A 20,353-nucleotide genomic window follows, 5' to 3' on the forward strand; every position below is an offset into this window, starting at 1 on the left:
TGTTCGCGGGCGTCGTCAAGGAATTGAAGGTGAAGATCGGCGACACCGTGTCCGAAGGACGCACTGTTGCGATCATCGAAACAGCGGCGAGCGCCGATGCGCAGCCGGCGCCCGCAGCGGCCTCCGCGCCCAAGCCCGCCGAGAAAACTGAGACGCCGGCCGCGAAACCGCAGGCCGAAGCCACGCGCGCGGCGGACAGTGCGGCTGCTCCGATGGGCGCGGGCCTGCCGCCAGTGCGTTTCGACGCCGAAGCGCTGCTGCCCGACAAGGTGCCCTACGCGAGCCCGGCTGTGCGCCTGTTCGCGCGCGAACTCGGCGTCGACCTGTTGAAGGTGAAGGGCAGCGCGCGCGGTGGCCGCATCACCAAGGAAGACGTCCAGCAATACGTCAAGGGCGCGCTGCAAGGCGGTGCGCCGGCAGCGGCTGGTGCCACGCCCGCGTTGGGCGGCGGATTGAATCTGTTGCCTTGGCCGAAGATCGACTTCAGCAAGTTCGGCGAGACCGAGGTCAAGCCGCTGTCGAAGATCAAGAAGATCTCCGGCGCCAACCTGGCGCGCAACTGGGCGATGATCCCACACGTCACCCAGCACGACGATGCCGACATCACCGATCTGGAAGAACTCCGCGTACAGCTCAACAAGGAAAACGAGAAGGCCGGCATCAAGCTGACCATGCTTGCCTTCCTGATGAAGGCCAGCGTCGCCGGCCTGAAAAAGTATCCCGACTTCAACGCCTCGCTCGACGCCAGCGGCGAGAATCTCACGCTGAAGAAGTACTTCCACGTCGGCTTCGCCGCGGACACGCCGAACGGGCTGGTGGTGCCGGTGGTGCGCGACGTCGACAAGAAGGGCGTGATCGAGATCGCGCAGGAAACTTCCGAACTGGCGAAGAAGGCCCGCGACGGCAAGCTCACACCGGGCGAGATGAGCGGCGGCTGTTTCTCGATCAGCTCGCTCGGCGGCATCGGCGGCACGGCGTTCACGCCGATCGTCAACGCGCCGGAAGTGGCGATCCTCGGCGTCTCCAAGTCGGCGACCAAGCCGGTGTGGGACGGCAAGCAGTTCGCGCCGCGCCTGATCCTGCCGCTGTCGCTGTCCTACGATCACCGTGTCATCGACGGCGCCGCCGCCGCGCGCTTCACCGCGTTCCTGGCGCAGCTGCTTGGCGACATGCGCCGTGTGCTGCTGTGAGCCTGCGGCCGTGAACATCCTGTCATGAGCATGCGCACCATCGGCTTGCTCGGCGGCATGAGCTGGGAATCGACGATTCCGTACTACCGCGCCATCAACGAGCGCGTGCGCGAGCGCCTGGGCGGCCTGCATTCGGCGAAGCTGTTGCTGTATAGCGTCGATTTCGCCGAGATCGAAGCGCTGCAGCATCGCGGCGACTGGAACCAGGCCGGCCAGCTGCTCGCCGACGCGGCGCAAGCACTGGAGCGCGCGGGTGCCGAGGCGCTGGTGATCTGCACCAACACCATGCATCGGGTGCTGCCGCAGATCGAACCGGCGATCGGCATTCCCGTGCTGCACATCGCCGATGCGACCGCACAGCGGATTCGCGAAGCCGGCGTCACGCAGGTGGGGCTGCTCGGCACGCGCTTCACCATGGAACAAGAGTTTTATCGCGGGCGCCTGGAGCACCTCGGGCTGACCCCGCTGGTGCCCGACGACGCGCAGCGCGAGATCGTGCACCGGATCATCTACGATGAGTTGTGCCTCGGCGAATGCCGGCCCGATTCCCGCGCGGCCTACCGCGCGATCATCGCGGATCTGGTCGCGCGCGGCGCGCAGGCGGTGATCCTCGGCTGCACCGAGATCGGATTGCTGGTCGACGCCTCCGACAGCGCGGTGCCGTTGTTCGACACCGCCTCCATCCACGCAGAATACGCGGCCGACTGGGCGCTGACGGCTTCCGAAGCCGTGCAGCCGCAAAGACGCGCCGTCTGACATCCCCCAGGAGTTGAGATGGCCACCATCGACATCAAGGTCCCAGACATCGGCGATTTCAGTGACATACCTGTGATCGAAGTGCTGGTCGCCGTGGGCGACACGGTCACCAAGGATCAAGGTCTGATCACGCTGGAATCGGACAAGGCGACGATGGAAGTGCCGGCCTCGAGCGCGGGCGTGGTCAAGGAATTGAAAGTAAAGATCGGCGACACCGTGTCGGAAGGAACGGTGGTCGTGGTGTTGGAAGGCACGGATGGCGCCACTGCCGCACCAGCGGCGGCGCCGAAAGAAGCGCCGGCCTCGCAGCCGCCGATCACGCCTTCACTGGCCAAGCCAGCGGAATCGGTCCCAGCCGCGCCGCAAGCGGCGGCGTCCAGCGGCAAGCAGGCGGACATCGAATGCCGCATCGTCGTGCTCGGCGCCGGCCCCGGCGGCTACACCGCCGCGTTCCGCGCCGCCGACCTCGGACTCGATACGGTGCTGATCGAGCGCTACGCGCAGCTTGGCGGCGTCTGCCTCAATGTCGGCTGCATTCCTTCCAAGGCGCTGCTGCATGCGGCGGCGGTGATCGACGAGGCCGCGCATGCGACCGACTACGGCGTGGATTTCGGCAAGCCGACGATCACGCTCGACAAGCTGCGCAGCTACAAGGAAAAGGTCGTCGGTCAGCTCACCAAGGGCCTGGCCGGCATGTCGAAGCAGCGCAAGGTGCGCGTGGTGACCGGTTCGGCGAAGTTCGTTTCGCCCAACGAACTCGAAATCACGGGCGACGATGGCAAGACGCAGCTGCTGCGCTTCGAGCAATGCATCATCGCCGCCGGTTCGCAGGCGCTGAAACTGCCGAGCTTCCCGTGGGACGACCCGCGTGTGATGGATTCCACCGATGCGCTCGAACTGGCCGACGTGCCGAAGAAACTGCTGGTCGTTGGTGGCGGCATCATCGGCCTGGAGATGGCGACGGTCTACCGCGCGCTCGGCAGCGCCGTGACCGTGGTCGAGCTGGCCGAACAGCTGATGCCGGGCGCCGATCCGGATCTGGTCAAGCCGCTCGCCGATCGCCTGAAAAAGCAGGCCGTCGCCGTGCATCTGAAAACCAAGGTGGTCGAGGCCAAGGCGCAGAAGGACGGCATCGCCTGCACCTTCGAGGGTGCGAGCGAGCCGGCCGACAAAATATTCGACCGCGTGCTCGTCGCGGTTGGCCGTGCGCCCAACGGCAAGAAGATCGACGCGGAGAAGGCCGGCGTGCGCGTCGGCGAGCGCGGCTTCATCGACGTCGATCGTCAGATGCGCACCAACGTGCCGCACATCTTCGCCATCGGCGACATCATCGGCCAGCCGATGCTCGCGCACAAAGCCACCCACGAAGGCAAGCTGGCGGCTGAAGTCGCGGCGGGCGAGAAGAAAGAATGGGTGGCGCGCGTGATCCCGTCGGTGGCCTACACCGATCCGGAAATCGCCTGGGTCGGCGTCACCGAAACCGAGGCCAAGGCGAAGGGCCTGAAGATCGGCGTTGGCAAGTTTCCGTGGGCGGCCAGCGGCCGCGCGATTGGCATCGGCCGCACCGAAGGTTTCACCAAACTGATCTTCGACGAGGCCACGCACCGCATTCTCGGCGCCGGCATCGTCGGCGTGCATGCCGGTGACCTGATCGCCGAGACCGCGCTGGCCATCGAGATGGGTTGTGAGGTGGCCGACATCGGGCATACGATCCATCCGCACCCGACCTTGAGCGAATCGGTCGGCATGGCCGCGGAGGTTTTCGATGGAACGATCACCGATCTCTATATTCCGAAAAAACGCTGATCGATACGGCATGGCGCGGAGTTTCGCCGCTGCGCTTTGTTTGGGTTTGGCGGCTTCGTTTGCTGCGCTTGTCGCCCGGGCGCATGTGGTGCTTCCGACGATGATTTCGATGGATGACATCGCGAGTTGCCCCGGCGCGAATGAGTGGATTCGCGCGGGCGCCGAACGTCGGCGTCAGGCGCGTCAAGCATCGCTGGTTCCTCCCAGCAATCCGAAATTGCGCGAGGAATTGCTGCGCATGGCCGGAGGCGGAGATCTTTCGGCGGAATACGCCGCACAGGCAGCTGCCGCCGCCGCTCAAACCGCCGCTGATGCCGCTGCCGCTCAAGTCGCCGCTGACGCCGCGATTGACGATGCAGCGGCTGGTAACGATGCAGCGGCCGCTGCGGCCGCCGCGGCGGCTAGTGCCACGAATACGCCAGCGAACGATTCGCTCTCGAAACTCAGTCCGGACGTGCTGCGTCTGCAGGACATCATCCGGCAATATGGCTTCCCGACCGCTGCTTTGGTCGGCACCGATGGCATGGAGGCGGTCTGGGGCCTCGTGAGAAGTGCCTGGCAGGATCGGCAATTCCAGCTGCGCGCCGCTGAACAGATTGCGCAGGAGGGAGTCAGCGGCTCCTTCCGCGGCCGGGAAATCGCGGAGTTCATCGATCGGGAGTTGATCCAGCAAGGGCGGCATCAACGCTTCGGCACGCAATTCGAGCGGCGGGACAATGGTCTGGTCGTGCGTTTGCCGATCGATGATCTTGCGGGGCTGGAAGCCCGGCGTGCCGCGTTGAAGCTGATACCAGCCGAGTTGGAATCGTGCGCCCGGCAGAATGCCGGTGATGCCACCGGCATTCTGCTGGATTTTTAGATGCTGCCGCCCGGAATGGGATTCGCGCGACAGTGCTGATCAACAGGCTCAGAACGCCAGCGTCACGCCCGCGATCGGCCCCTTGAAGCGCTGATCCAGCCCGACGGTGCCGTCGCCGTAATGGCGATTGACGTCGAGCTTGAACCAGTCGTAGCCCGCGTACAGGCCGAAGTGCGGCGTGAAGCGATACTCGACCAGGGCGTTGGCGCGCGTGATGTCGCCACTGTAGTCGTCGAAGTTGCCCCAGTCGGCGTCGAGGTACTGGCCCTGCACCGTGAAGCCCCACTTCCTGTCCGCGGTGTTGGCGGAGAAGCGCAGGCCGACCACGGGCGCGTAGCCGCTCTCGCTTTCCTTGCCTTCATAGCTGTTGGCGCCGCCAGCGGTTTCGGCGTACACGCGTGCCTTCAGGCGCACCCATTCGGCGCCGAGTTGCAGGCCGAAGCTGGTGGTCGGTGTTTCGACGATGGCGTAGTCGTAGACGAGGCTGGCCAGATCGAATTCGGTCTTGGTCTTGGCGAAGCTGCCCGCGGGAATGGAAACGTCGCCGAGTACGACGTCCTCGCCCTGCGTATGGCGCTTGTCCTTGTCGTAGTTGAAGTAGTTGAACAGCAAACGGTTGCGATCGAAGATGCGGAAGACGCCTTCCACGCGCGGCACGGTTTCATCGCCGAGATCGAGGCGATCGCCGGTGTAGCGATAGGTGTCGCCGGCGAAGTTGACGGTGCCCTTGAACTGGCTTTCGGCCTCGGCCTGCATCGCGCCGAGGCGCAGCGTGAAACGGTCGGCGTCTTCCTGCGCGTGTGCGCTCCAGGCGGTCGTCGCGCCGGCGATAGCGATGGCAAGCGGAATGATTTTGAGGGGATGGCTCACAGGGTTGCTCCGGAATGTGGGGGATGCAATTCCTTCGTGAATTGCCGAGCGCAATTAATCGCAAGGCGAAGGTTCACTCTGCGTGAAACATACGCATGCAGACTGAACCACTGCATATCGCGTGCACTTGTGCCGAGTGGTGATGTGTGATCCCGATCGAGATGCATCGCGAGTGTTCGTATTGGTGAGGCGATTCGAATGTCGCGTATCGAGTGACGTGTGGCACGTTTCAGCATGTGTGTGCGACGCTCGATGCATGTGATCGATCAAGAGCGCGATGTGATCGCCGCGCATCGATGTCGCGAAGATCCGATGGTGAGCGAGATCGTCGGCAGCTTTGTCGCGCCATGCCTGAAGATCACCGATCGCCCTGATGAGCGTCCGGAGATCGATGGGGAATGGAAAAGAAGAAGCCCCGGCAGAGAGCACCGGGGCTTCGGGGGCCTGCTGGCAGATTCGACGAGGAAGCGGGGAGCAGGCCTCGGCATGAACTGACCGGCGGAAACGGGAAAGGTTCCCGTTTCCGCGAATCTCCGGAAATCGCGGGCGGGGGCCACCTCGCCGCCGCATTGACCCGGTGTCCTTACCCCGGCCGGAGCCCTGGCCGGGCGTTCAGGGCCCCACGAACGCCCCGAGGGCGCCTGGGGCAGGCCTTTCCGCAGTTGCCGCTGAAAATGAGCGGCTGCTATACTTTTACGGCTTCGCAGGACCGGTTTGAGCCAGATTTATCGTCTTTCGGCTCTTAACGGCCGGTCCCGCCAGCATGCTCCGACAGGCAGCCCCGCAAGCCGAACAGGTGACTCGCGTGCACGATCCCATCGCCGCGGGACGCCGAACCGCACTGCGCGCGGCGGCCGTCCAGGCCCTGACCTCTGGTCTGGTGGCTCTGGGCTTCCTCCTGCTGGGGCCGCGTGCCGCACTGGCGGCGGGGATCGGGGGGCTGGCGGTGGCATTGGGCAATGCCCTGGCGGCCTGGATGGCGCTGGGCGGCATCGTTCCGGCCCGGGTCGCGTTCGGCAGGCTGCTGCTGGGGGCGATGGCCAAATGGGGGATCGTGTTCGTGGCGTTCGTCGCCGCTTTCGCGATCTGGCGGCTACCGCCGCTGCCCTTGCTGGCGGGGTTGGCGATCGGGCTGCTGGCGTATTTGTTTGCATTGAATGCCCCGTCCTGGGGACGTAGCGAAAGACGTAATCGAAACCGGAAGGGTTAAAGCGTGACTGTCGAACATACGGGTCAAGCCACCGAGCACGCCGCCGGACAAGCTGTCGAGTCCAGCGGTGGCGCCACCCAATACATCCAGCACCATCTGCACCATCTCCAGTTCAAGGTCGGGGACAGCGCATTCATGACGCTGAACCTGGACACCATTTTTTTCACGGTACTGCTGGCCGGGCTGTTCCTCATCATCTTCCTGACGACCGCCCGCCGCGCCACCGCCGGCGTCCCCGGCAAGTTCCAGGCGTTCATCGAATCGATCGTCGGCTTCGTCGACGGCATGGTGCGCGAGACCTTCCACGGCCGCAGCAAGCTGATCGCGCCATTGGCACTGACCATCTTCTGCCTCGTGTTCCTGATGAACTTCATGGACATGATCCCGGTCGACTGGCTGCCGGGCGCCTGGATGAAGGGCCATGAGCTGGCCGGCAACGATCCCCACCACGCCTACCTGCGCGTGGTGCCCACCGCCGACCTCAACACCACGCTCGGCCTGTCGCTGACGGTGTTCCTGCTGATCCAGGTGTTCGGCATCGGTCACAAGGGCCTCGGCACCTTCACCAAGGAAGCCTTCACCGCGCCGTTCCACGCCAGCGGTCCGGTCGGCATCGTGCTGCTTGCGCCGTTCAACCTGCTGCTGCGCGTGATCGAGGAGCTGGTGCGTCCGCTCAGCCTCACGTTGCGACTGTTCGGCAACATGTATGCGGGCGAGCTGATCTTCATCCTGATCGCGCTGATGACCTGGAATGCTGCCTTCAGCAGCGGCATGACCTACATCATGGCGCCGCTGCAGTTCATCTCCGGCTTCGTCTGGACGGCGTTCCACATTCTGGTGATCACGCTGCAAGCGTTCATCTTCATGATGCTGACCATCGTCTACCTGAGCATGGCGGCAGAGAGCCACTGATTTCTTCGCTTTCGTTTCAAACCCATCCACAGTTTCTTTTCATCTAGCGCAACACGGAGCACACCATGGAAAACGCAGCCCTCATCGCCGAAGTGATGAAGTTCACCGTCATCGCCGCCGGCCTTCTGATCGGCCTGGGCGCCCTTGGCACCGCCATTGGCTTCGCCATCCTCGGCGGCAAGTTCCTCGAGGGTTCGGCCCGCCAGCCTGAGCTGACCCCGATGCTGCAGACCAAGATGTTCATCGTCGCCGGCTTGCTCGACGCGGTGCCGATCATCGGCGTCGCCATTGCCCTGCTGCTGATCTTCGCCAACCCGTTCCTCTCGGCGCTCGGCGCCTAATCGGGAACTGCCGGCGTCACAGCCGGCGGTCAGGCAATCGCCGATGGCATTGGGCCGTCGGCGCCAGGAGCACGCAATGGATATCAATCTGACATTCGTCGTCCAGGGCCTCGCGTTCTTCGCGGTGGCGTGGATGGTGATGAAGTTCGGTTGGCCGCACATCATCGGGGCCATCGAAGAGCGCCAGCAGAAAATCGCCGAAGGCCTCGCCGCCGCCGACAACAGCCAGAAAGCGCTGGCGCAGGCGGAAGAGAAGGTCAACGAAGAGCTGAAGGCGGCCCGCGTCAAGGCCAACGAGATCATCGAGCAGGCGCATCAGCGCGCCAATCAGATCATCGACGCGGCCAAGAACGAGGCGATCGCCGAAGGCGCGCGCCAGAAGGCGCTGGCCGAGAGCGAGATCGTGGCGAGCACCAACCGCGCCCGCGAGGATCTGCGCAAGCAGGTGTCGTCGCTGGCCGTCACCGGTGCCGAGAAGTTGCTGCGCCGCGAAATCGACGCCAACGCCCACAAGGCGCTGCTCGACGAACTGGCCGCAGAGATCTGATCGATGAGCCAGGCCCTCACGCTCGCTCGACCGTACGCCCGCGCCGCTTTCTCGCTCGCGCGGGACGGCGGTAAGTACGCCGACTGGTCGAACGCGCTCGGCTTCGCCGCGCGCGTCGCCGCTGATCCGCAAGTCTCGGTGCTGCTCGGCAATCCGAAGCTGACCAATGCCGACGCGGTGACGCTGCTCTCGCCGGACGGTGCTTCCGAGACTTTCGGCAACTTCCTCGCGCTCCTGTTCGACAACCGTCGCCTCGCGCTGCTGCCGGAAATCGCCGGCCTGTTCGAGGAGTTGCGTGCGGAAGCCGAGCACATCGTCAAGGCGAAGATCACCTCGGCCACGACGCTGCCGGCCGGCGAACTCGACACCATCAAGGCCGCGCTGAAGAAGCGCTTCGGCCGCGAGGTCGAAGTCGAGACGGCGATCGACGAATCGCTGATCGGCGGTGCGCTGATCGACGCAGGCGACGTGGTCATCGACGGTTCGCTGCGCGGCAAGCTCTCGCGACTGCAGTCCGCGCTGACCAACTGACAAAACACGTAGGGTGGGCCCTGGCCCACCGAACGCGATGGTGGGCCAAGGCCCACCCTACATTGGGAAATCAAGATGGCAACCACCACGCTCAACCCGTCCGAAATCAGCGAACTGATCAAGACCCGCATCGAGAAGGTCAAGCTGGCCGCCGAGGCGCGCAACGAAGGCACGGTCACTTCCGTGTCCGACGGCATCGTGCGCATCCACGGCCTCGCCGACGTGATGCAGGGCGAAATGATCGAACTGCCGAACAATACCTTTGCGCTCGCGCTGAACCTGGAACGCGACTCGGTCGGCTCCGTGGTGCTCGGCGACTACGAGCACCTGCGCGAAGGCGACATCGCCAAGACCACCGGCCGCATCCTCGAAGTGCCGACCGGCCCCGAACTGCTCGGCCGCGTCGTCAACGCGCTGGGTGAGGCGATCGACGGCAAGGGTCCGATCAACGCCGCCGTCACCTCGCCGGTGGAAAAGGTCGCGCCTGGCGTGATCGCGCGCAAGTCGGTGGCGCAGCCGGTGCAGACCGGCTACAAGGCCATCGACTCGATGATTCCGATCGGCCGCGGCCAGCGTGAGCTGATCATTGGTGACCGCCAGACCGGCAAGACCGCCGTCGCGGTGGACGCGATCATCAACCAGAAGGGCACCGGCGTTAAGTGCATCTACGTCGCGATCGGCCAGAAGAACAGCTCGATCGCCAACGTCGTCCGCAAGCTGGAAGAGCACGGCGCGATGGCGCACACCATTGTCGTCGCCGCTTCGGCTTCCGAATCGGCCGCGATGCAGTACATCGCCGCCTACTCCGGCTGCACCATGGGCGAATACTTCCGCGACCGCGGCGAAGACGCGCTGATCATCTACGACGATCTGTCCAAGCAGGCCGTGGCCTACCGCCAGATCTCGCTGCTGCTGCGCCGTCCGCCGGGCCGCGAAGCGTATCCGGGTGACGTGTTCTACCTGCACAGCCGCCTGCTCGAACGCGCCGCGCGCGTCAACGAGGAGTACGTGGAGAAGTTCACCGAGGGCGCCGTGAAGGGCAAAACCGGTTCGCTGACCGCGCTGCCGATCATCGAAACGCAGGCCGGTGACGTGTCCGCGTTCGTGCCGACCAACGTGATCTCGATCACCGACGGCCAGATCTTCCTCGAGACCGACCTGTTCAACGCCGGTATCCGCCCGGCCGTGAACGCCGGTATCTCGGTGTCGCGCGTGGGTGGCGCGGCCCAGACCAAGATCATGAAGAAGCTCTCGGGCGGCATCCGTATCGCGCTCGCCCAGTACCGCGAGCTGGCGGCGTTCGCCCAGTTCGCCTCGGACCTCGACGAAGCCACCCGCAAGCAGCTGGAGCGCGGTCAGCGCGTGACCGAGCTGATGAAGCAGAAGCAGTACGCGCCGATGTCGGTGGCCGAGCAGTCGCTGTCGATCTACGCGGTCGACAAGGGCTACATGGACGACGTGCCGGTGAACAAGATCGGTGCTTTCGAGGAAGCCCTGCACGCGCACTTCTCCAACACCGCGGGCGACCTGATCAAGTCGATCAACGACAGCGGCGACTGGAACGACGAGATCGAAGCCGGGTTCAAGAAGGGCATCGAAGAGTTCAAGAAGACCGGCAGCTGGTAATCCGCAGGGTGGGCCTTGGCCCACCATCGCGGGAAACGGCGGGCCAAGGCCCACCCTACGAGAACGTGTAGAGCGAGCGAAAGATGGCAGGCGGCAGAGAAATCAAAACCAAGATCAAGAGCGTGCAGAACACCCGCAAGGTGACGCGCGCGCTGGAAATGGTCTCGGCCTCCAAGATCCGCAAGGCGCAGGACCGCATGAAGGCCTCGCGTCCGTATGCGCGCGCCATGAAGCAGGTGATCGGCCATCTGGCGCAGGCCAATTCCGAGTTCCAGCATCCGTACCTGGTCGAGCGCAAGGAGATCAAGCGCGTCGGCTACATCATCGTCTCCTCCGATCGCGGCCTCGCCGGCGGCCTCAACAACAACCTGTTCCGCAAGTTGCTGCTCGAGTTCCGCAAGTGGCAGGAGCAGGGCGTCGAGGTCGACGTGGTCACGATCGGCCAGAAGGCGTCGGTGTTCTTCCGTCGCATCAAGGTCAACATGCTGGCGACGGTGACGCATCTGGGCGACACGCCGCATGTCGAGCAGTTGGTCGGCGTGATCAAGGTGATGCTGGATGCGTACAGCTCCGGCAAGATCGACAAGGTGTTCCTGAGCTACAACGACTTCGTCAACACGATGACGCAGCGCGCGGCGTTCGATCAGTTGCTGCCGCTGCCGGCTTCGGACACGCAGATCGCCCACCACGACTGGGATTACATCTACGAACCCGACGCGCAGACCGTGCTCGAGCACGTGCTCACGCGCTACGTCGAATCGCTGGTGTACCAGGCGGTGATGGAGAACGTCGCTTCCGAACACGCAGCGCGCATGGTGGCGATGAAGGCCGCCAGCGACAACGCCACCAAGCTGATCGGCACGCTGAACCTGGTCTACAACAAGGCTCGTCAGGCGGCGATCACGCAGGAGATTTCCGAGATCGTCGGCGGCGCCGCCGCGGTTTGATGTTTAACTGGACTGTCGCCCGCGCAAGCGGCGGATCTGGTGGTTGAGCGTTCGATTGCCTTGCGCACTGGTTCCACCCGCAGCGACATCCCAAAGAACTAAGGAGAGACACCATGAACAAGCTTGTGATCGCGATCGCGCTCTGCGCCGCCCTCGCCGCATGCAAGAAGGAAGAAGCGCCTGCCGCTGATGCCGCCGCCACTCCGGCTGCCGACACGGCCGCCGCGCCTGCCGCCGGCACGACCGAACCTGCTGCTGCGCCTGCCGCCGCTGTCGGTGCGAGCCTGCCGAAGGAATGCCAGGACTACCTCGCCCGCGCCAAGGCCTGCTTCACCAAGGCCGGCAACCCGGCCGCCGTGCAGGCGTTCGACCAGGCGATCGCCCAGGCCGAAACGCAGTGGAACCAGATGGCCGACAAGAGCCAGCTGGGCCCGGTCTGCAAGAGCGCGAACGACCAGTTCTCGCAGACGGCGACGATGCTGAAGTGCGAGTAATCGCGTGATTTCCGGTCCCCGTCCGCCACAAGCGGGCGGGGACATCACCCGGATGTTTGGCAAAGCTGCATATACCGCGAAGCGGTTTTGCCAAACACCCGAATACTTTTGATAAAGCGAGCCAGTGACATGACTACCACCGCCACCACCCAGGGCAAGATCGTCCAGATCATCGGCGCCGTCGTCGACGTCGAGTTCCCGCGCGAGAGCGTGCCGAGGGTCTATGACGCCCTGAAGGTGCAGAACACCGCGATCACGCTGGAAGTGCAGCAGCAGCTCGGCGACGGCATCGTGCGCGCCATCGCGCTCGGCTCCACCGACGGCCTGAAGCGCAACCTGATCGCCGAGAACACCGGCAAGGCCGTATCGGTGCCGGTCGGCGTGGGCACGCTGGGCCGCATCATGAACGTGCTCGGCGAGCCGATCGATGAAGTCGGCCCGATCGAAACCAAGGATCACTGGGAAATCCACCGCGCCGCGCCAAGCTACGAAGACCAGGCCTCGGCCAACGAGCTGCTGGAAACCGGCATCAAGGTGATCGACCTGATGTGCCCGTTCGCCAAGGGCGGCAAGGTCGGCCTGTTCGGCGGCGCCGGCGTGGGCAAGACGGTGAACATGCTCGAGCTGATCAACAACATCGCGACCGAGCACAGTGGTCTGTCGGTGTTCGCCGGCGTGGGCGAGCGTACCCGCGAAGGCAACGACTTCTTCCACGAAATGATCGAGTCGGGCGTCATCAAGCCGGACAACCTGTCCGAGTCGAAGGTGGCGATGGTGTACGGCCAGATGAACGAGCCGCCGGGCAACCGCCTGCGCGTCGCGCTGACCGGTCTGACCATGGCCGAATACTTCCGCGACGAGAAGGACGCTTCCGGCAAGGGCCGCGACGTGCTGTTCTTCGTCGACAACATCTACCGCTACACCCTGGCCGGCACCGAAGTGTCGGCGCTGCTGGGCCGCATGCCGTCGGCGGTGGGCTACCAGCCCACGCTCGCCGAGGAAATGGGCGTGCTGCAGGAACGCATCACCTCCACCAAGACCGGTTCGATCACCTCGATCCAGGCCGTGTACGTGCCCGCGGACGACCTCACCGACCCGTCGCCGGCCACCACCTTCGCGCACTTGGACGCGACCGTCGTGCTGTCGCGTAACATCGCCGCGCTCGGCATCTACCCGGCGGTGGATCCGCTGGACTCGACCAGCCGCCAGCTCGACCCGAACGTGATCGGCAACGAGCACTACGACACTGCGCGCCGCGTGCAGGCCACGCTGCAGAAGTACAAGGAACTGAAGGACATCATCGCCATCCTCGGCATGGACGAGCTGTCGGAAGAAGACAAGCAGGCCGTTTCGCGCGCCCGCAAGATCGAACGCTTCTTCTCGCAGCCCTTCACCGTGGCCCAGGTGTTCACCGGCGCGCCCGGCAAGTACGTGTCGCTGAAGGACACCATCCGCGGCTTCAAGATGATCGTCGACGGTGAATGCGACCACCTGCCGGAGCAGGCGTTCTACATGGTCGGCGGCATCGAAGAAGCCATCGAGAAGGCCAAGAAGCTCGCCGCCTAAGCGGCTAGCTTCCAATCCAGGCTCGGATCAAGCGAGGAAACATGTCCACCATCCGTTGTGACATCGTCAGTGCCGAACAGGAAATCTTCCACGGCGAGGCGGAAATGATCGTCGCCACCGGCGAAATGGGCGAACTCGGCATCGCGCCGCGTCACGCGCCGCTGATCACGCGCCTGAAGCCGGGCAAGGTGGTCGTGACGCAGCCCGGCGGCACCACCATCGACTTCGCCATCTCCGGCGGCATCCTCGAGGTGCAGCCGCAGCTGGTGACGATCCTCGCCGACACCGCCGTGCGCGCGCAGGACATCGATGAAGCCGCCGTGCGCGCGGCCATGGAAGAAGCCGAGCGCGTGCTGGCGCAGAAAGACGCGAAGATGAGCGTGGAAGAGGCCGAACAGCAGCTGGCCATGAGCCTGGCGCAGCTGCAGGCGCTGGAGCGTCTGCGCAAGAACATGAAGCATTGACGTTCCGTCCTCTTCGAAGAAAAACGCCGGCGCCCGCCGGCGTTTTTCTTTTCAGCTCCCGTATTCAAAACGAGAACGTCATCGCCGCGTCACGAAGAATTCCAAGTCGTTACTTGCATCACAACGATGGTCAGGATTGTGAAGAGCGTGAGAATGATTGATTTGCAATCAGCGTCACGCGCGTTAAGCGTCGCGGTCGTTCGCAAAAGGTGAAAATCCGCATCACGGGGATGGGGACGCCGGCAGCCAGAAGCGGAGTGGTTTTGCCGATTCCAGGTACTTCATTCTCGTTTCCCGCGCACGGGTGAGTAAGACAGGGGGCCACGCAGGAATTACCGATGCCGTCGTGCTGGCGCGACGGCCTGATTCCATTCAATGAGGCCCATCATGTTCAGTAAGTCGAAGTTATTCCTGATCGCGCTGGCGACGCTTTGTGCCGCTTCCGTGCAGGCCGAGCCCAGGTTTCCGGGGCTCTACAGAACCGTCGCCGAAAAAAATCTGGAGATTCCGATCAGCTATGGATGGACCACGCCGCCGGAACGGCGGGTGATCTACAGCGTCGGACCACTCAACCTGATCTACGATCGGCCCAACTTCGTGAATACGAGTTTCCAGGTTGGGCTCACCAAGCGGTGTGCGGGCACGGTTCGCCTCGGTTACTACGTTGTTCGCGCGAACAGCCCGACCAGCACCGAAGGTTTCTTCGTGACGCGCTATGCCGTGGTGGATTTGCCGGAAAGGCCGAGCGCGCCTGCGAACCTGCCGCTGGAAGAGGACGAGGGAATCAATCACTCGGTCTCGCAAACATCGGCATATCAGCACAAGCAGGGCGATCCGCTGGTTCAGAACGCCTATTTCAACGTGGTGATGTTCGCCAACACCTATGACAGCGCCTGTCTTGGGCAAACGCTGCAGGTCAAAGGCAACGATGCTCACGACTACCACGGTGAGTTGATCGTCCAGAACTTCTGACGTGTGAACCGACGCGCCGGGAGCCTTCGATGATTGCGAGGCTCCCGGCGTTTCAATAAGCATTTCTCAGCGTTTGTAGACCCAGTGTCGCGATACGAGGAAGCCAACCAGCGCGAGCGCCGCCTCGACCCCCGGTTTCGCCAGCCACGCCCAGCGCAATCCGAGATGGCTTTCGATCGCGCCCATCGCCCAGGTGCTCGCGGCCGTCGTGCATAGCCACATCATCACGAAGCGCTGCAGCTGGGTGCGGCCGAGCGTGGTGTCCTCGCCGGCGAAGGTGAAGCGGCCATTGAGCCAGTAGCCGAGCAGCGCGCCGCAGATGCGGCCGGCGATGTTGGCGAGTGCGATCGGAACGCCGAAGTGGGTCAGTGTCACCATCACAGCCCAGTCGAGCAGCCACTGGATGCCGCCGATGATCAGGTAGTAGCTGCCTTGGCGCTTGAGGCTCATGGCGTGTTGGCCACGGATGGTATCCGCCAGAGTTCGGCGTCACCGATCCGTTCGACGCGCGTGGCGGCGGTGCCGGTGATCGCCTTGCGCAATGCGGCGCTGGCGGCGGGCGTCACGATGATCCAGCCCGCACGCGTCGACGCGAAAAGATCGCGCCAGCGTCGGCCGGTGGGATCGGCTTCGGCGGCGACGCGCGCGGCATCGAGCGCGGGATCGTGCAGGGAGACGGTACGGCCACGACCGGCGAGCTCGGCGACATAGCCGCGCGCGGGATCGGCGGCAAGGACAATCGAGGGGTCGTCTGCGGGGATGGCGGCGATCAACATGCGTTCCGGAGCGTAGTGCGTCAATACGGTTGCAGCATCGCCGCCGGAGCGCAAGATTCGCTTCAGGGCGGATGAGTGGTGCGTCCAGCCGGAGTTCGCCTGGAACGCGAGATTGAGCAGGCAGATGCCAGCGATCGTCCATGCGAAGCCGCGTCCCAGAACGGCTTCGCCACGCGGCGTCACCGCGACGAGCAGCAGCACCATGCCGGGGAACGCGTAGCGTGCGTACTGCAAGGGAATCAGCGGCAGCACGACCGTCGCAACGGCGGCGATCGCGAACGCGCGCGTATCGCGACGCAGCAGCGCGAGCACCCACGCACCCGCGAGCGCGAGCAGTGTGAATCCGATGCCGCCGTCCCAGGCTTCGAGGTAACGGTCGGTATCAACCGTCATGTTCCACGGCAGCAATGGCGAGACGCCGGCATGCCAGCGTGGATCCTCGAAGTTGCGCAGAGGGAAGTAGGGGGACGCGAAATACGAGTTGAGCAGCGGCAGCACGGGATTGCCGGTGTATCGCCAAGCGAACCAGTAGCTCGATCCACCGATCAGCACCGCGATCACGACTGCGATCGCAAGCCGGCGCCACGACCCATGCGCGCGATGTTGCCAGGCTGCGTATGCCAGCAATGGCAATGCAGCCCACAGATGCATGGATTTCAAGGCCGCCAATCCGCCAATGAAGATTGCCGCCGCCGCGTAGATGCGGGTTCCCGATGTCGATCGCACCTCCGGCAGAAGCAGCGCGGCCAGCGCGATCAGCACCGCCATCGCGGGAAGTTCCGTCTGCATGCCCGCGCCGAGCCACACCAGCGGCGGGAAGCTCGCGAACAATGCGATGCAGGCCCAGCGCTCGCGTGTGCTTGCCGACAGGCGCGTGGTCGCGGTCCATAGCGTCATCGCCGCGACGGCGATCCACAAGGCATTCAGCGCGCCGCGCGCTTCCTGGCGCGACAGGACCATCGCCACGCCTTGCAGGACATCGCCCGCCCATGGCGCGAACGACCAGATCTGATGCTCGGGCATCGGCACATAGCGTGCGTGACGGAGCAGGTGATACGGCAGGCCGAGGTGATAGGTGAGATCGTCCGCCTGCATCGTTGGCAGCCAGCAGGCGGTGGATGCCAGGCCCAGCAGTGTGACGGCGAACGCGGCCCACTTCGGCGAAGCGTCCACGCTCGCGCGCCAGCCGTCTCGCATCCCGTGCAAGCATTGCAGCAGGGGCTTGTGTCGCCAGATGACGATGGCCAGCAGCAGCGGCCACCACATCCACGCGTGATGGACGGGCAACAGCAACAGCCAGCCCGTCAAGCCGGCGATCGCCATGAGGCCGACGGCGAGCGCGATTCCGGTTTGCGCGACGAAGCACAATCCGAGCGCCAGCGCGGCGGCGGCGATCAGTACGACGGCAAGCATCGCCAGCGGACCGGCGAAGTGGGTCAACGCGGCGAACCAGATCCAGAACAATACGGATGCCAGCCGCCAGCGCGCGATGCGGCACAGCGGCCATGCCAGCAATCCGCTCAGCAGCGCCAGCAGCAGCGACAGGCCGAAACGTTCCCAAGGCAGCGCGGTCCAGAGCCGGTGCGACCCGATCGCCGCGATCGTCAGCACCGGTCCGGACGCGATCAGCAGGGCGGGCCAGGCGCGTTGCCAGCGTTCGATCATCGACAACAAGGGCTGAGAGGGTCAGGCATCGTAACAGTCGCAGACGTTAGAATCCTGCCACCCACACCTTCCGGAATCCCCCATGTCCGCGCCCCTGCATGTTGTGATCCTCGCTGCCGGCGAAGGCAAGCGCATGAAATCGTCGACGCCGAAGGTGCTGCAGAAGATCGCCGGGCAGCCGATGCTGGCGCACGTGATCGCGGCGGCGCGGGAACTGCAGCCGGCCGGACTTCATCTCGTCTACGGCCACGGCGGCGATCAGGTTCGAGCGGCCTTCGCCGACCAGGCCGATCTTCAATGGACGGAGCAGTCGCGCCAGCTTGGCACCGGCCACGCCGTGCAGCAGGCGATCCCGAACATTCCCGACGGCGCGCAGGTGCTGGTGCTGTATGGCGACGTCCCGCTCATCACATCCGCCACCTTGCGTGCGCTGCTGGCCTCGGAAGGACGCCTGGCCGTGCTGGTGGCCGAGCTGGGGGATCCGAACGGCTACGGCCGCATCGTGCGCGATTCCGAAGGCCGCGTCGGTGCGATCGTCGAGCACAAGGACGCGGACGAGGAGCAACGCCGCATCCGTATCGTCAACACCGGCATCATCAAGGCCGAAGCCACGGCACTGAAAGGCTGGCTGCAGCGCCTGTCCAACGACAACGCGCAGGGGGAGTACTACCTCACGGATGTCTTCGCGATGGCGGCGGCCGAATACAGCGCTGCCGAAATGGTGTTGGTTGGCGATGCAATCGAAACCGAGGGCGCCAACGATCCGTGGCAGCTGGCGCAGCTCGAGCGCGCGTTCCAGCAGCGGCAGGTGCGCGCGTTATGCGTGCAGGGCGCGCGTTTCGCCGACCCCGCGCGTGTCGATATTCGTGGTGAAGTCACGGTGGGACGGGATGTCGAGATCGATGTCGATGCCATCTTCGAGGGCAAGGTGACGCTCGGCGACGGCGTGCGCATCGGTCCGTTCTGCCGGATCAGCAATGCATCGCTCGCGTCGGGCACCGAAGTGCGCGCGCATTGCGACATCGACAGCGCGCGCACCGAGGGCGCGGTGCAGATCGGCCCGTTCGCGCGGCTGCGGCCGGGCACGGTGCTGGCCGATGGCGTGCACGTCGGCAATTTCGTGGAAACCAAGAACACCACGCTCGGCGTTGGCAGCAAGGCCAATCATCTGACTTATCTCGGTGACGCCGTGATCGGCAGCGGCGTGAACGTCGGTGCCGGCACTATCACCTGCAATTACGACGGCGTCAACAAATCGACCACGACCATCGAGGATGGCGCCTTCATCGGTTCCAATTCCGCGCTCGTGGCGCCGGTGACCATCGGCAAGAACGCCACCATCGGTGCCGGTTCGGTGATCGTCAAGGATGCGCCGGAAGGCAAGCTCTCCGTGGCGCGAGGGCGGCAGGCCACAATCGAGCATTGGCAGCGGCCGGTGAAGAAGAAGTAGCTTTCTTTCTTTTCTCGGGAAGAGTGAAACAGCGGCTCAGTCCGGCAACACAATCGAAACACATAATCCGCCGCCCTCGCGATTAAGCAAGGCAATCCGCCCGCCGTGCGCTTCGGCGATCTCGCGCGCCAGCGCAAGTCCGAGGCCGGTGCCATTCCGTTTGGTGGAGTAGAACGGCAGCAGCGCGTTCGCCAGCACGGCTTCGTTCATGCCGCTGCCGCGATCCAGAACTTCGACACGCCATGCTTCCGGCAACCGGCGTAGCGTCAGGCGCACTTCCCCGGCCTGCGATCCTGATTCATGCGCGTTTTTCAGGAGGTTCAGCAGTGCCTGCTCCATCTGCGCGGCATCGAAGCGGGCGGTGCCGTCTTCCGGATGCAGATCGGCGACGAAATCGACCTGGCTGCGCAGTTGCGTCAGGAACGGGGCCCAGGGCACGGCTTCCAATCGCGGCGATGGCAGCTTGGCGAAGCGGGCGTAATCACGGATGAAGCCTTCGAGGTGACGCGCGCGCTCCTCGATGGTGGTCAGTGCCATCGGCAGGCGTTCGTGCTGGCCGCGCCGCAGCAGTTCGGCGCCGGAATGCGCGAGCGAGGCGATCGGCGCGAGCGAGTTGTTGAGCTCGTGGCTGATCACGCGGATGACCTTCTTCCACGTCTGCACTTCCTGTCGGCGCAGTTCCGCGGTCAGCAGGCGCAGCATCACCAGTTCGTGCATGCGGCCGTTGAGGCGGAAGTGGCGGCGCGATAGGTGGTAGATGTCTTCGTTGTCGGTGTCGCCGACCGTGAACATGCCATCGCCGCCGCGATCGAATGCCTCGCGAACGGCGGCATTCGTGTTCGCGAGAACCGCGTCGAAGGATTGGCCTTCGAGCCGCCGGCCGTTGCCGAGCATCCTGCGCGCGGCGAGATTGCCGAGCACGATGCGTCGCGCGGGATCGACCAGCACCATCGCCACGGGCGTGTTCTGCACCATCGTGTCGAGCAGCAGTTCGCGCTGCACCAGGGCCAGGCGCTGCTCGCGCAGGACGTCGCCGAGCTGATTGTGGCTGTCGACGAGTTCGCGTAGTTCGCCGCGCCCCTGCCAGGACAGGCCGAAGCTGTAGTCACCATCGCGATAGGTCGCCACGCTGCCGGCCAGTGCCCGGAACAGCGAATGCATGGGCGCGAAGGCGCGGCGGACGTGATAGACGAGCAGCGGAAGCAGGATCGCGATCGCCGCCAGTGCCGCCGCCCAGGGGCGCAGCCATTGCTGCAGCCAGAACGCCAGCGCGACGGCGGCGAGCATGTAGACGCCGGCGAGCAGGGCATAGATCAGGCTGAGCGGGAAGCGATGCCACCAGCGCATGGTCGGACGGCCTCGGGGAAGCGG

The 20,353-nt window shown here is 64.7% G+C and carries 21 protein-coding genes; 17 read left to right on the top strand and 4 right to left on the bottom strand.

What is annotated here, in order from left to right; translation table 11 throughout:
* The 4 genes from aceF to AC1RNP_RS16130 all read left to right on the top strand — a co-directional run.
* Positions 1-1,190 (top strand): dihydrolipoyllysine-residue acetyltransferase (gene aceF, locus AC1RNP_RS16115; RefSeq protein WP_493052298.1); only part of this gene is annotated, 1,190 nt, incomplete at its 5' end.
* A 30-nt stretch (positions 1,191-1,220) separates the two neighbouring features.
* Positions 1,221-1,946 (top strand): aspartate/glutamate racemase family protein, encoded by a 726-nt coding sequence (locus AC1RNP_RS16120; RefSeq protein ID WP_493052326.1) that lies wholly within the window; start codon positions 1,221-1,223, stop codon positions 1,944-1,946.
* Positions 1,947-1,964: 18 nt separating this feature from the next.
* Positions 1,965-3,752, top strand: a complete 1,788-nt coding sequence (gene lpdA, locus AC1RNP_RS16125) for a dihydrolipoyl dehydrogenase (RefSeq protein ID WP_493052299.1) — start codon at positions 1,965-1,967, stop codon at positions 3,750-3,752.
* Positions 3,712-4,611 (top strand): DUF6624 domain-containing protein, encoded by a 900-nt coding sequence (locus AC1RNP_RS16130; protein ID WP_493052300.1) that lies wholly within the window; start codon positions 3,712-3,714, stop codon positions 4,609-4,611. The genes lpdA and AC1RNP_RS16130 overlap by 41 nt, the downstream gene beginning before the upstream one ends.
* 48 nt (positions 4,612-4,659) lie before the next feature.
* Here AC1RNP_RS16130 and AC1RNP_RS16135 read toward each other — a convergent pair whose 3' ends face one another.
* A complete protein-coding gene (locus AC1RNP_RS16135) occupies positions 4,660-5,481 on the bottom strand; it encodes a hypothetical protein (protein ID WP_493052301.1) in 822 nt (273 codons plus the stop codon).
* 219 nt (positions 5,482-5,700) lie between these two features.
* Here AC1RNP_RS16135 and AC1RNP_RS16140 point away from each other — a divergent pair, with 219 nt between their 5' ends.
* From AC1RNP_RS16140 to AC1RNP_RS16195, 12 genes are all read left to right on the top strand, one after another.
* On the top strand, positions 5,701-5,976 hold the full coding sequence (locus tag AC1RNP_RS16140; RefSeq protein ID WP_493052302.1) for a hypothetical protein: 276 nt from the start codon (positions 5,701-5,703) through the stop codon (positions 5,974-5,976).
* Between the two features lie 310 nt (positions 5,977-6,286).
* Entirely contained in the window at positions 6,287-6,691 is a 405-nt protein-coding gene (locus tag AC1RNP_RS16145) for an ATP synthase subunit I (protein ID WP_493052303.1), read from the top strand.
* A gap of 3 nt (positions 6,692-6,694) precedes the next feature.
* A complete protein-coding gene (gene atpB / locus AC1RNP_RS16150) occupies positions 6,695-7,603 on the top strand; it encodes a F0F1 ATP synthase subunit A (protein ID WP_493052305.1) in 909 nt (302 codons plus the stop codon).
* A 65-nt stretch (positions 7,604-7,668) separates the two neighbouring features.
* Positions 7,669-7,944: a F0F1 ATP synthase subunit C gene (gene atpE / locus AC1RNP_RS16155; protein ID WP_425602552.1), complete on the top strand. Its 276-nt coding sequence runs from the start codon at positions 7,669-7,671 to the stop codon at positions 7,942-7,944.
* 76 nt (positions 7,945-8,020) lie between these two features.
* Positions 8,021-8,491 carry a F0F1 ATP synthase subunit B gene (locus AC1RNP_RS16160; RefSeq protein WP_493052306.1) on the top strand — a complete coding sequence of 157 codons (471 nt, stop codon included), beginning with the start codon at positions 8,021-8,023 and terminating at the stop codon, positions 8,489-8,491.
* A 3-nt stretch (positions 8,492-8,494) separates the two neighbouring features.
* The gene (locus tag AC1RNP_RS16165) at positions 8,495-9,022 is read left to right on the top strand and encodes a F0F1 ATP synthase subunit delta (protein ID WP_493052307.1); all 528 of its coding nucleotides are present in this window, start codon (positions 8,495-8,497) and stop codon (positions 9,020-9,022) included.
* A 75-nt stretch (positions 9,023-9,097) separates the two neighbouring features.
* Positions 9,098-10,648 carry a F0F1 ATP synthase subunit alpha gene (atpA, locus tag AC1RNP_RS16170; protein ID WP_493052308.1) on the top strand — a complete coding sequence of 517 codons (1,551 nt, stop codon included), beginning with the start codon at positions 9,098-9,100 and terminating at the stop codon, positions 10,646-10,648.
* 83 nt (positions 10,649-10,731) lie between these two features.
* On the top strand, positions 10,732-11,595 hold the full coding sequence (gene atpG, locus AC1RNP_RS16175; protein WP_226469298.1) for a F0F1 ATP synthase subunit gamma: 864 nt from the start codon (positions 10,732-10,734) through the stop codon (positions 11,593-11,595).
* Positions 11,596-11,708: 113 nt separating this feature from the next.
* On the top strand, positions 11,709-12,089 hold the full coding sequence (locus AC1RNP_RS16180; protein WP_493052309.1) for a hypothetical protein: 381 nt from the start codon (positions 11,709-11,711) through the stop codon (positions 12,087-12,089).
* 129 nt (positions 12,090-12,218) lie between these two features.
* Positions 12,219-13,655 carry a F0F1 ATP synthase subunit beta gene (gene atpD, locus AC1RNP_RS16185; RefSeq protein ID WP_493052310.1) on the top strand — a complete coding sequence of 479 codons (1,437 nt, stop codon included), beginning with the start codon at positions 12,219-12,221 and terminating at the stop codon, positions 13,653-13,655.
* 41 nt (positions 13,656-13,696) lie between these two features.
* Positions 13,697-14,119 carry a F0F1 ATP synthase subunit epsilon gene (locus tag AC1RNP_RS16190; protein ID WP_493052311.1) on the top strand — a complete coding sequence of 141 codons (423 nt, stop codon included), beginning with the start codon at positions 13,697-13,699 and terminating at the stop codon, positions 14,117-14,119.
* A gap of 387 nt (positions 14,120-14,506) precedes the next feature.
* On the top strand, positions 14,507-15,091 hold the full coding sequence (locus AC1RNP_RS16195; protein ID WP_493052312.1) for a hypothetical protein: 585 nt from the start codon (positions 14,507-14,509) through the stop codon (positions 15,089-15,091).
* Positions 15,092-15,157: 66 nt separating this feature from the next.
* Here the strand turns inward: AC1RNP_RS16195 and AC1RNP_RS16200 are convergent, their stop codons facing one another.
* Together AC1RNP_RS16200 and AC1RNP_RS16205 are read right to left on the bottom strand one after the other, a co-directional pair.
* A complete protein-coding gene (locus AC1RNP_RS16200) occupies positions 15,158-15,541 on the bottom strand; it encodes a GtrA family protein (RefSeq protein ID WP_493052313.1) in 384 nt (127 codons plus the stop codon).
* Entirely contained in the window at positions 15,538-17,541 is a 2,004-nt protein-coding gene (locus AC1RNP_RS16205) for a hypothetical protein (RefSeq protein WP_493052314.1), read from the bottom strand. The genes AC1RNP_RS16200 and AC1RNP_RS16205 overlap by 4 nt, the downstream gene beginning before the upstream one ends.
* Before the next feature lie 73 nt (positions 17,542-17,614).
* On the opposite strand from AC1RNP_RS16205, the gene glmU reads away from it, so the two are divergent.
* A complete protein-coding gene (gene glmU / locus AC1RNP_RS16210; protein ID WP_493052315.1) occupies positions 17,615-18,982 on the top strand; it encodes a bifunctional UDP-N-acetylglucosamine diphosphorylase/glucosamine-1-phosphate N-acetyltransferase GlmU in 1,368 nt (455 codons plus the stop codon).
* A 36-nt stretch (positions 18,983-19,018) separates the two neighbouring features.
* Here the strand turns inward: glmU and AC1RNP_RS16215 are convergent, their stop codons facing one another.
* On the bottom strand, positions 19,019-20,329 hold the full coding sequence (locus AC1RNP_RS16215; protein WP_493052316.1) for a sensor histidine kinase: 1,311 nt from the start codon (positions 20,327-20,329) through the stop codon (positions 19,019-19,021).
* Positions 20,330-20,353: the final 24 nt, after the last annotated feature.

The organism is Luteimonas sp. GW821-FHT14E02 (genome assembly GCF_058803905.1).